Annotated in this window: 7 protein-coding genes; 5 read left to right on the top strand and 2 right to left on the bottom strand. The window is 44.5% G+C overall.

Annotated elements, in window-relative coordinates:
- Positions 1 to 365: 365 nt before the first annotated feature.
- The 5 genes from plsB to FNC98_RS15265 all read left to right on the top strand — a co-directional run bounded on the left by plsB (position 366) and on the right by FNC98_RS15265 (position 8,854).
- Positions 366 to 2,795 (top strand): glycerol-3-phosphate 1-O-acyltransferase PlsB, encoded by a 2,430-nt coding sequence (plsB, locus tag FNC98_RS15285; RefSeq protein ID WP_144035140.1) that lies wholly within the window; start codon positions 366 to 368, stop codon positions 2,793 to 2,795.
- Positions 2,796 to 2,860: 65 nt separating this feature from the next.
- Positions 2,861 to 3,904 (top strand): Kelch repeat-containing protein, encoded by a 1,044-nt coding sequence (locus tag FNC98_RS15280; RefSeq protein ID WP_144035599.1) that lies wholly within the window; start codon positions 2,861 to 2,863, stop codon positions 3,902 to 3,904.
- A 124-nt stretch (positions 3,905 to 4,028) separates the two neighbouring features.
- On the top strand, positions 4,029 to 5,951 hold the full coding sequence (locus FNC98_RS15275; RefSeq protein WP_144035139.1) for an alpha/beta hydrolase domain-containing protein: 1,923 nt from the start codon (positions 4,029 to 4,031) through the stop codon (positions 5,949 to 5,951).
- Between the two features lie 277 nt (positions 5,952 to 6,228).
- Entirely contained in the window at positions 6,229 to 7,779 is a 1,551-nt protein-coding gene (locus FNC98_RS15270; protein ID WP_144035138.1) for an arylsulfatase, read from the top strand.
- Between the two features lie 79 nt (positions 7,780 to 7,858).
- Positions 7,859 to 8,854, top strand: coding sequence for an HAD family hydrolase (locus FNC98_RS15265; protein WP_144035137.1), 996 nt, complete (start codon positions 7,859 to 7,861; stop codon positions 8,852 to 8,854).
- 245 nt (positions 8,855 to 9,099) lie between these two features.
- On the opposite strand, the gene FNC98_RS15260 is transcribed toward FNC98_RS15265, so the two are convergent.
- Together FNC98_RS15260 and FNC98_RS15255 are read right to left on the bottom strand one after the other, a co-directional pair.
- Positions 9,100 to 10,284: a heme biosynthesis HemY N-terminal domain-containing protein gene (locus FNC98_RS15260; protein WP_144035136.1), complete on the bottom strand. Its 1,185-nt coding sequence runs from the start codon at positions 10,282 to 10,284 to the stop codon at positions 9,100 to 9,102.
- The gene (locus FNC98_RS15255; protein ID WP_144035135.1) at positions 10,281 to 11,825 is read right to left on the bottom strand and encodes a uroporphyrinogen-III C-methyltransferase; all 1,545 of its coding nucleotides are present in this window, start codon (positions 11,823 to 11,825) and stop codon (positions 10,281 to 10,283) included. The genes FNC98_RS15260 and FNC98_RS15255 overlap by 4 nt, the downstream gene beginning before the upstream one ends.
- Positions 11,826 to 11,863 lie beyond the last annotated feature (38 nt).

Below are 11,863 nucleotides of genomic sequence, written 5' to 3'. Positions count from 1 at the left end.
GCCAACTCAGGGAAAGGAATTGGCGGCTAGTATAGGCGATGTGGATAACAATCAAGAAGCGTTTATGGCGCTTTGCGTTGATTTCGTGGTCTCCATTCGCTTTTTCGTGAATTTAATTAATGGCGATACAATTAAGCATAAATTGAAACAACTAACTTGATCGGATTGGTTGGCTTGCCATCGATGATAATGTCATTTCCAACGTAGTTTTTTCGACTTTAAGTCGAGCGAGAACAAAAATTTATCAACTAATCAAAGTAACTCTCTAATTAATCGGCTAAAATTTGTTCATTGTGGAATACCACATGGCAAAAGTGATATCATTGCTGGATAATTTTTTGTAGGTTTTTTAAATTAAGTTCCGTATGCGCTCATTGTTTTATTTTCTCCTTTCCTGGCCAATTAAAATGTTGGTTAGATGTAAAATCTTACCGGATAACCCCCAGGAATCTCTGGAACTGGAAAACGATAAATCTGTTTTCTATATTACCCGTCATCAGTCTGCGAGTGATCTACTGACCCTGCAAATGACCTGTAAAAAGCTGAACCTACCTGACCCGTTGCAAGTGGTAGAAATCAACGGTAAACAGTTTAATCGCTGTCTGTGTCTGGATAAGCCTTCCTCGGTATTGCCGTGGCGTAAAGTCGGAGATACCCTGGCAATCGAGCAGGGGCAGGCACTGTTAAAACATCATCAGGAAAACCTCGAAGAAGACGCCAAGTTGGTGCCGGTGAACATTATGTGGGGGAGAGCGCCTCATAAAGAAAAAGCTAATGTCGGTACGGTTATCGCTGATCAGGAATCGCCAAGCTGGTTCCGTAAGTTCTGGATTGTTTTGTTTTCAGGTCGTGACACCCTTGTCCGTTATTCAAAAGCCGTTTCGTTCCGCGAAATGGTGGAGCAGCATGGTAGTGATGAAGTTGCGGCGCACAAATTAATCCGTATCGCCCGATTCCATTTTCATCGTCAAACCATTGCCGCCACCGGTCCTCGTTTATTAGGCCGACAGCAAAAGTTTACGGCTTTGTTCGCAAATCCTTCGATTAAGCGGGTGATTGCCGATGAAGCTAAAGCTAAGGGCCTTAGTGAAGACGAAGTGAAAAAGCAGGCGCTCGGTATGATGAACGAGATTGCCGCTGATTATCGTGACAGCACGATTCGTTTAGGTCAGCGTATTCTAAAATGGCTTTGGAATCGTTTATACGACGATATCGAAGTAAAACATGGCGACCGCTTAAGAGAATTATCGCAGGCCGGACATGAGATTATTTATGTGCCATGTCACCGCTCGCATATGGATTATTTGTTGCTGACTTACGTTATTTATCAGCAAGGCCTGGCAACACCGCGCATTGCCGCTGGAATCAACCTGGATTTCTGGCCAGCAGGTCCTATCTTCCGCCGTGCCGGTGCTTTCTTTATCCGCCGCAGCTTTAAAGGCAACCGTTTATATTCAACCATTTTCCGTGAATATCTTGGGTTGTTATTCTCCCGTGGTTATCCGGTTAAGTACTACACCGAAGGCGGTCGCAGCCGGACCGGTCGTTTGTTACAACCGAAAACGGGTATGCTGGCGATGACTATCCAGAGTATGCTTAAAGGTATCGACCGTCCATTGACCCTGGTGCCGGTTTATATCGGTTATGAGCACGTGATGGAAGTTGCAAGCTATCACAAAGAATTAAAAGGCAGCTCGAAACAAAAAGAATCAGCATTCGGCATCGTCAAAGCGATTCGCAAATTACGTAATTATGGTAACGGTTATGTGAACTTTGGTGAGCCAATCAATATCAATGAATTTTTAAATAATCAGGTTCCTGATTGGAAGCAAAGCATCGATCCCATCGACCCGCCGAAACCAAGTTGGATGACACCTGCGGTAAATAGTATGGCTAATGACGTCATGCGGGAAATAAACAAGGCGGTGGCTTTAAACTCAGTAACGCTTACGGCCCTGGTACTGCTGACGTCTGAACGTCACGCGATGACGCGTGAAGAATTGGTTGAGCATTTAAATTTCTTTCTTGATGTACAGCGCAATGCGCCATATAGCGAAGAGATGTCAATTCCTGAGGAAGATGGTGAAGCGTTAGTTGAACAGGTTATCAAGCTAAATAAAGTCGATATAAAAGACGATAAGCTTGGACAAATTTTGTCCCTCGATGAAAACGCATCATTGGAGATGGGCTATTACCGTAATAACATTATTCATGCATTTATGCTGCCTTCGTTGTTGTGCCGCCTGTTAAAATCTTATGAAAAATCTACCACCGAAGATTTAGTTGCGAACTTATCTACCCTGGTGAATTTATTTAAAGCGGAATTGTTCTTATGGCAGGACAAGCAGGAAATTACTGCACAAGTAGAAGGTTTACTTGCGCTATTTGCTGAACAGAACCTGGTTAAGCAAAGCAAGGCTGGATATTGGTCGATCATCGATGAGCATGAGCAAGGCTATAAGTTAACCTTGTTAGCGAGTTGCGTCAGCGAGACTGTGCAGCGTTACGCGATAGTGATGAAACTGATTGGTCAGCTACAACCAGTAAGTCGCTCAACACTAGAAAGCGATGCCACGGCATTGGCAAGCCGGATGTCGACGTTACACAACATCAATGCCCCTGAATTTATTGATAAGAAAGCGCAAAGTGCGATTATCAACGCACTTCGTGAACATGAATTTATTTATTCAGACGATAATGGCAGTTTTGTTGCTACCGCGAGTTTTGCCGATCTCGATCAGTTAATACGTGATCTGACAGATGACGATGTACTGCAAAGTATTTTGCATTCTTAAATTGGATTAAACCGGTGATTACGCTAACCAAAATAAATCGGTTAAAGGCGACTGCACTGGCGTTGATGCTGGTTGCATCCCGTACTGTTTTTGCTGGTGATCATCTTAATATCCCGCCATTACCGGAACCGGTCGCTAACAATGCGGTTGCCAAAGTTATTAACAGTGATGGTGAGTATTTGCTCAGTTTTATGGGGCTTGGTGCTGGAAAAACCTATAAGGATGTCCACAATAAAGCGTTTGCATTAAAACTTGGCGACTCAAAGTGGAAGCAAATATCTTCGGTACCGGCGACGCTCAAACTTCCCGGACGTCTAGCCAGTGTCGCCGTTGGCGTAAATGAATACGCTTATATCTTCGGCGGTTATACAGTTGCCGAAGATCATCAGGAAATTTCTAGTCCAGATGTTTTCCGTTATGATATTAGCAATGACAGATACGAAAGATTGGCACCAATGCCAGTGCCCGTTGATGACAGCGTCGCCCTGGTTTACAAGCAAAGATATATTTATCTGATCAGCGGCTGGCACAACGCTGGTAATGTTAATCTGGTGCAAATTTACGATATCGTTACCGATACCTGGCAACAGGGCTCACCGTTTTTGGGCCAGGCAGTTTTTGGTCAGGCCGGGGCTATTTCGGGTGAGCAGATGATTATTTGCGATGGCGTTAAAGTCGTACCCCGAGAGATGCAACGACGGGTATACGCGGCCGTAGCCCAGTGCCTGATTGGAAAAATTGACGCTAATGATCCCTTGAAAATAGACTGGCGTTTATTGCCACACCCAACGTCGATAGCCCGTTATCGTATGGCAGCTGCGTCATTGAACGGAGACTTTGTTTTTATTGGTGGCTCAGATAACCCTTATAACTATAACGGCATTGGCTATGATGGTAACCCTTCGAAAGCCAGCAGTGATATCTGGGTATATTCATTACAGAAAAACGCCTGGCAAGTTATCGGCGCAGGGGATACTGATTCGGTAAAAGCAACCATGGATCATCGTGGATTGTTAACTGTTGGTAGGCACTTGCTTACTATTGGAGGCATGAACAGTGAACAGCAGGTGTTATCGGATGTGGTTATTCGAGACATTGGCAAGCATTAACTTTTCTTAACATTACTCCCAACCTATCGTTTTCTTTACTTAATGTTTTTGTTAGAGTTTTTAACAAACATTATTTACTCGTTTGAATCCTCCAATTCGATTACCTGAAAAGGAACTTTGTCCCATGTTGAATGTTTCTACCCGATTTTTAAGCAGCTTTATTGCTGTTATTCTGCTGAGCTTGTTAAGTGCTGAAGCTCGGAGCGAGCTGGTTCGGCATCAAATCGACTCGGATAAAGAATTTAAATTAGAGGGCACGACGTATCAGGCAATTAGTGGTCAGTTTTATTTCGAATTTGATCCAAAGCATAGCGCTAACAAGGCGATAGCTGATATTGAGCTGGCGCCAACCAATGCCAAAGGCAATGTCGAAGCGAGCGCCAACTTCTTTATTATCCAGGCAAAAGATCCTAAGCAACGAAAAGGTGCTTTGGTCGAAGTGAGTAATCGTGGTTCGAAAGCGGCATTGCGATACTTTAACGATGCGACAAGCAATAAAAAGCCCGACGCGGCAAAATGGCTCGGCGATAATTACATTCAAAAACTTGGTTTATCTCTGGTTTGGGTTGGCTGGCAAGGTGATGTCAGTCCGGGGGCAAATGTCATGCTGGCACAATTGCCGGTGTTGCAGGGCGTCGAGGGATACGCACGTGCTGACTGGACACTGGATTCTCCCCACTCAAAACTGTCGGTGGCTCACCGTCCGGGTATCGAAGCCATCTACCCCATTGATTTAAGTATGAAAGACCGAGCCTGGTTAACCCGAAGAACGGGACGAGATAATCTAAAGGTAGTCGTAAGCAAAGATCGTTGGCAGCTAACCAAGGATGGCAAAATCATCATTGGCGATTTCCAACCGGGCATTTATGAATTGGTTTATCCGACCAAAAATCCACAGGTGGCCGGGGTAGGCTTAGGTATTATTCGTGATACGGGTGAATTCTTAAAGCATGGTGAAAGCCAGTTTCGGGTGCCAAAAACTATCGCTTTTGGTGTTTCGCAAACCGGTCGATTCCTGCGTCAGTTTTTATATCAGGGATTCAATGAAAGCGAACAGGGTGCTCTCGCTTTTGATGGTATGCTTGTGCACACTGCCGGCGCAGGTCGAGGGAGTTTTAACCACAGGTTTGCTCAACCTTCCAGAGATGGGCACAGAATGTCGGCGTTCTTCTATCCAACCGATATTTTTCCTTTTACCAGCTCGCCAATGCGCTCGCAGATCACCCGCAAAAAGGACGGTTTGCTAAAGCGCTATCATGAAGCTTATTACCCGAAAATCTTCTACACCAATACCGGATATGAATATTGGGGCCGCGCGGCTGGATTGATTCACAGTCATGGCGTCTATGATGTGAAGCCTTTGGCCAACGAGCGTATATATCACCTGTCATCAACCCAGCATTTTGTGCAATCGGCTAAAGATATGACGGTAGTGGATAAAGATGCCGGCCTGTATCGCGGCAATCCATTAAATTTTTTCCCACAGCTTAGAGCATTGTTGGGACATTTATCTTCATGGGTACTTAATGATGAGCAACCGCCTGCCAGTCAATACCCGACTTATGCAGCACAAACGCTAACAAATTTTTCTCATTACCAGCTTCCAGAATGGCTGACCATCGACAAACCTTACAAGCCGCATACGGCTTATGAAGTCGATTATGGAAAGGATTTTAAGCAAGGACTTATCGATAATAACCCGCCGTTAATTCTTGCAGAAATTGTTCCTCCGGTCCCGAAAGTAGATAGCTTTGGACATGAGTTAGGAGGAATTCGACATCCATTGGTTGAAGCGCCAATTGGCACGTTCCTGCCCTGGTCTCTGCGCTCTGGTAAATTTGCCAGCAATGAAATGGAAGATTTCCGTGGCAGTGTATATAAATGGCCGAAACAGCAAATTTTAAAACGCTATCCGAATAAACAGCATTATTTGCGCCATATCAATGAAATGATCGACAAATCGGTCAAACAAGGATTCTTATTGCAACAGGATAAAAATAAAATTCGTCAGCAGGCTCGCGAATTTTGGGACTGGAATATGTCGTAGTCGCTCAATGCTGCGACTGCAGATAAATGACCCGATTACGACAAGTCACTGTAAAGGCTGACTAACGTACTAAATAATCTACGAAAAATTTCTCAATTTTTCGATTCAGGAGATGACATTTTGATATCTTCGACTAGACTTTTTTAAGTCTGTTTCTCTTTCAAGGATGATGAAATGGTTTAGCCTGACATCATCCTCGACGCTCAGCTAATACTCATCTCATTCTCGAAGGGTAAATGGTTCTTAAAATATCAACGGGTTTTTGAGGGTCATACATATGCCGAATAAATGGTTACCTAAACTGGCAGCAACTGCTGCTTTATCACTCTCATCCTTTCTAACATTTGCCGCGGATAAGCCCAATATCCTGGTAATTTGGGGTGATGATGTGGGGATATGGAATATCAGTGCATACTCTGACGGGATGATGGGCTATGAAACGCCGAATATTGATAAAATCGCTAATGAAGGAATGCGATTCACTGACTATTATGGGGAGCAATCCTGTACCGCTGGACGTTCATCATTTATCACCGGAATGAGCGTATTCCGAACCGGTTTGTCTAAAGTCGGATTGCCGGGTGCTGAATTAGGGATGAACGAGAAAGACATCACTATCGCAGCAGCTCTCAAAGAAGAAGGTTATATGACCGGGCAATTTGGCAAAAACCATCTAGGTGATCGAGACGAACATTTACCGACCAATCATGGCTTTGATGAGTTTTTCGGAAATCTGTATCACCTCAATGCTGAAGAAGAGCCGGAAAATCGTGACTATCCGAAAGATCCAGAGTTTCGCAAGAAATTTGGTCCGCGTGGAGTCATCAAGTCAAGTGCCGATGGCAAAATAGAAGATACCGGTCCATTGACCAAAAAACGTATGGAAACCGTGGATGAAGAAACAGCCGCTGAGGCGATGAAATTTATGGAGAAAGCGGTGAAAGCCGATAAACCTTTCTTTGTATGGTGGAGCGGTACCCGGATGCATTTCAGAACTCATGTAAAAGATGAGCTGATGAACGATCCCAAAAACGCCAAATATGATGAATATCAGGTTGGGATGATGGAGCACGACTCTCATATTGGTTTATTCTTGGACAAACTTGATGAGTTAGATATTGTCGACAATACCATCGTATTTTATTCTACCGATAATGGTCCACATATGAATACCTGGCCAGACGCAGCCATGACCCCATTCCGTGGTGAGAAAAATACCAACTGGGAAGGTGGCTGGCGCGTACCGGCCATGGTTCGCTGGCCCGGAAAAATAAAGCCAGGAACCGTCACTAATGAGATCGTTCATCATATGGACTGGTTCCCAACGTTTTTGGCTGCGGCGGGAAATGATGAGATTAAAGAGGATTTAATGGATGGTTATAAAGCCATCGGTCGTAACTACAAAAATCATCTTGATGGTTACAACCTTATGGATCTTCTCACGGGAAAAAGTGATGAATCTCCACGCAAGGAAATTTTCTACTTCTCTGATGATGGTGACTTAACCGCACTTCGCTATGCAGATTGGAAAATCATCTTTATGGAGCAGCGTGTTGAAGAAACATTAGAAATCTGGGCCAACCCCTTTACCCCATTGCGGGCTCCACTGGTTTTCAATCTGCGCCGTGATCCATTTGAACGAGCTCAGAAAACCTCGAATACTTATTATGACTGGTGGCTTGATAGAGCATACCTGTTGGTACCCGCTCAGGCTTATGTAGGCAAATTTCTGGAAACATTTGAGGAATACCCTCCTAGTCAGAAAGCGGCAAGCTTCAGCCTTGACCAGGTTATGGAAAAACTGCAAACCGGTGGTAGCAGTAAATAACCTCTACCAATATCAAATTGAAAAAGTGAACTTCGGTTCACTTTTTTATTTGTTCGTTGATTAACTATCAGGTCAATTTATGAAAGCAACTTATTTATTTTTACGATGTCTGGTGCTAGTTAGTACGATGTTTGCCACCGGCATCTGGGCGCAAACCGATTTACCCTCCTGGTCGGATACCGAGTCGAAACAACGATTAGTGGATTTTGTTCAATCCGTAACAACTCAGGGTTCAGATTTTGTAGAAACACAACAACGGGTCGCGGTATTCGATAACGATGGTACCTTGTGGGCCGAACAGCCGATGTATTTTCAGCTCTTGTTTGCCTTAGACAGACTCAAGGTAATGCAATCGGATCATCCTGAATGGAAAACCGAAGAACCTTTTAAATCCGCATTAGCCGGTGACTTAAAAACCGCACTAGCCAGTCACGAAGATTTAGCAAAATTATTGTTTGCGTCGCATGCGAGCATGACTCAGGAAGAATTTATGCAAGCGGCCAGAGATTGGTTGTCCACGGCAAAACATCCAACAACAGGGCGAAAATACACCGATATGGTGTATCAGCCTATGCTCGAAGTACTCGATTATCTGCGCGCCAATGGCTTTAAAACCTATATTGTCAGTGGTGGAGGTATCGATTTTTTACGAGTCTGGGCCGAAGACGTTTATGGCATACCGCCAGAGCAGGTGATTGGTTCGAGCATAGAGAAAACGTTTGTATTCAATGACGATGGCAGTACGCATATTGCCCGCTTAGCAGAAGTTGATTTTATTAATGATAAAGAAGGCAAGCCTGTTGGTATTGACGCTCATATTGGTCGCCGACCACTGATCGCTTTTGGTAATTCCGATGGTGATCTGGCGATGATGCAATATACCATGGCCGGCGAAGGCAAGCGCTTAGCGGTATATATCCATCATACCGATAAAGAGCGAGAGTGGGCCTATGACAGAGACTCGCATATCGGTTCCCTAGACAAAGGTCTGGATTACGCCACTGAGCACAAGAAAGAAGGTTGGATATTGGTGGATATGAAGAACGATTGGAAATCAGTTTTCCCAAACAACTGATTTCCAAGAGTACAGCCTACAGAATTCAGAGTTCAGAAAAAGCGTTTTTGTTAAGCGTGCCGTTGCTGCTGTCTGCCATCTGTGCACTGCAATCTTTCTAGAACGCGACTTTATGTCGCTGCAGAATTCAGAATTCAGAAAAGGCGTTTTGTTTAGTGTGCTGTTACTGCTGTCTGTCGTCTGTGCACCGCTGTCTTAGACTCGATCTTCAGATCGAGTCTGTCACCTTCAGATTATGGCGCTTGCTACGCTTGTGCCATTATTTCTTGATAAACCCTATTCGCCTGTTCATGCTCGCCAAGGGTTTGCAGCACTTTCGCATAGGCATGCAAATCGTCCGGTAGCTGACGAACCTTAAGTAAAGATACAAAGGCTTTGCGAGCCTTTTCCCAATCTCTGCTGGCAACACAGGCATAAGCAAAGGCGCTTAACCACAGCGGATCTTCCGGGGTTTTTTGTAGATGTTTTTGAATGGCTGCCATCACCTTAGGACTGTGCGGCATAGAAATGTCTTTCAGACCATTGATAAACTTCTGGCTCGGATCTTTCTTTATCAAAGGCAATACTAAATCTTCGAGCTTATCGGTTAGACCGTGATCACCGAGTACCTGCGCATAAGCGAGAATAATACTTTCGCGATTGCGCTCTTTGCGGCTAAGACCGTTGTAAAACTGCTCGACATCCTGCACGCTTTGCTCGGCAATTAATTGCTGGAAATAACCGGCGAAGGCCTGAGTTTCCCATTGCTCGATTTGCTGGTTGTCGATGTTTTTATCTTTGCGGGCATCGCGAAGATATTCAATTGCCTGCTGATAACGTTTTTCATGCAAACAGACTTCAATATCCAGGCTCAGCATTCGGCCTTTGTGACCTACTCGATCTTTATTTTTATCAATCAGGGCTCTGGCCTGACTAAATTCAGCGTCATCGAGGTTCAATTTACCCGCCACTAATAAGGCTTCGTAATTTAGCTTCTCTTCACTGTCTTCGTTTTCGGCAATATGTCGTAAATACTGTTTAGCCGATTCGGTCATGTTTTGTTTATTGGCGGCGCTGGCGGCAAATAGCCAGGCAGTGTTAGTCATTGCACATTTAGGTGCACTCTTTGCCAGCAGCTTTTCCGCTTTTGGATAATCCTCTACCAAATAGGCGGCAAGCCCCTGCTCATACAAACGCATCGCTTTGGTTTCACTGCCATGGGCGACATATCGCCAGGCTTTGCCTGATGCCCGAAAAGTGAATCGTAAAACCAGGTAAAGGCCATATAACAGGATCAAAGCCAGAATAAGTAAGGTAACAAACCCAAATACGGTCGCTTCATATATCCAGTCACCCATAGTGATCAGGATATAGCCCTTTTGATCAATCAGTAGGTAACTAAAAGCGGTAACTGCCAGTACTAAAACTAAGGTCAGGAAAAAGCGAATCATAGTTCACCTTCCTGATTTCCAGGTGACTCATTTTCTACCTGTGGCTTTTTGTTATCGTCTTCTTCAGGCGATGATTCTGATTGTTGCTCGGGAGCCTGTCCAGGCTCGTCTGATGCTTTGGAATTCCGCGATTGGGTCATCGCACGTGTTGATGCGGAAAAATTCTGATCAAGCATTTCACGAAGGGCTTGCTGCGATTTCAAATCCTGTGGATATTCGATGGCGATATTTTGTTTCTTTAAAGAAGCAATTTCTTCTTTAAAAGCTTTGTTCGCATCATTGTTATCGTCAAAGTAAGTGTCTAACCATTGTTCTACGTCAGCCAAGCTTTTCTGGTAAAGTTCAGGTTGTTGCTGAGTCACAGCATATTGGCTAACCTGCAGCTTTAATTGCAGATTTTGTAATAGATGCTGCTGATATTGAGGCTCCATTAACGGCTCATCTTTGTCGTACTTATTTCGCACGGTAATGAAGTCTGCTACGAAACGTTGCCAACTGACTCTTAGGTTTGATTCCCAATCAGAGATGTCATCACTGAGTTCCATTTCCTCAGGTGGCACTTCGACTTTTTTATCAGCACCTTTAATAACCAGGGAATCGGTACTGTCGTTCAACGCCAATAATGCCAACAGAACATCTTGGGTATTATCTTCAGGTAACTGCCGTAACATTTGTTTGTCTTCGCGGATCATTTTGCGAATCGGCATAAATCGGGTTTGCTTCATTGATGCCAATCGGGCGTCGGCGTCATCTAATAATGAGATCGCGGTATTTACATCGTGTTCCAGCCAGATAACCCTGGATGCCATTCTTAACAAATATTCGGCTTCAAATACCCGCCAGTTGCTGGGTTGCTGTGCAGTGAGTCGGGAAATCTTACCGTTAAGTTGTTCAACCTCAGCAAGCAACTCTTGCTGTTGTTGTTCATTCTTATCGGAGAGCTCATTCGCCAGATTACGATTACTTTGCTGGCTTGATTGTTTCAGGCTATTGATTTGCTCGGTTACCTGGCGAGACAGTTGCTGGTTGTTACTGTCCTGTTCACTTTGAAATTGCTGATTCAGCTGTTCAGTTAAAGATTGTAATTCTTGCTGTTGTTGTTGATATAGATAACCAACACCACCAGCCGCGGCGATGGCAATCAACAGTGCAAGAACTCCTGTTTTAGAAACCCCAGGTGATTTTTCAACCTGCGCTCGAGCAGGTGGCTTTGTTGGTGGTTTTTTATTACCTGAAGCAGCTGAGCTTGACGTGCTTTTACTGGCTGCTGAAGCTTCAGGTCTTTTGCCTTTGCTGGTCGCTTGTTCCGGCTTCGCCTGAGCCTTTGCCTGGGCGGCAATTTTTGCGGCATCAGCAGCACTCACTTTCTCACTGGCTTTTTCGCTGGTTTTAATATTGTTGTTTCCTGAGTTTTTTTCAGGAGCCGGTTTTGCTGGCGCTGAAGATTTGTCGTTGGCTTGCGTGTCGTTGCCCTTAGTTGCAGACGAGGACGTCGTATCTTGCTCTGGATTTGCTGGAGTTTTCTTGTCTTTATCGGTCATAAATTACATCCAAGGACGAATTGGGCTCGCATTTTATC

It is taken from the genome of Thalassotalea sp. PS06 (genome assembly GCF_007197775.1).
Lineage (GTDB): Bacteria > Pseudomonadota > Gammaproteobacteria > Enterobacterales > Alteromonadaceae > Thalassotalea_A.
This window is presented reverse-complemented; position numbering and strand designations above follow the sequence as displayed.

What these genes read in the sequence shown, in the direction of transcription:
- FNC98_RS15275 (WP_144035139.1), top strand. Translation starts at nt 4,029, where the DNA reads ATGTTGAATGTTTCTACCCGATTTTTAAGCAGCTTTATTGCTGTTATT.
- FNC98_RS15260 (WP_144035136.1), bottom strand. Translation starts at nt 10,284, where the DNA reads ATGATTCGCTTTTTCCTGACCTTAGTTTTAGTACTGGCAGTTACCGCT.
- plsB (WP_144035140.1), top strand. Translation starts at nt 366, where the DNA reads ATGCGCTCATTGTTTTATTTTCTCCTTTCCTGGCCAATTAAAATGTTG.
- FNC98_RS15255 (WP_144035135.1), bottom strand. Translation starts at nt 11,825, where the DNA reads ATGACCGATAAAGACAAGAAAACTCCAGCAAATCCAGAGCAAGATACG.
- FNC98_RS15265 (WP_144035137.1), top strand. Translation starts at nt 7,859, where the DNA reads ATGAAAGCAACTTATTTATTTTTACGATGTCTGGTGCTAGTTAGTACG.
- FNC98_RS15270 (WP_144035138.1), top strand. Translation starts at nt 6,229, where the DNA reads ATGCCGAATAAATGGTTACCTAAACTGGCAGCAACTGCTGCTTTATCA.
- FNC98_RS15280 (WP_144035599.1), top strand. Translation starts at nt 2,861, where the DNA reads ATGCTGGTTGCATCCCGTACTGTTTTTGCTGGTGATCATCTTAATATC.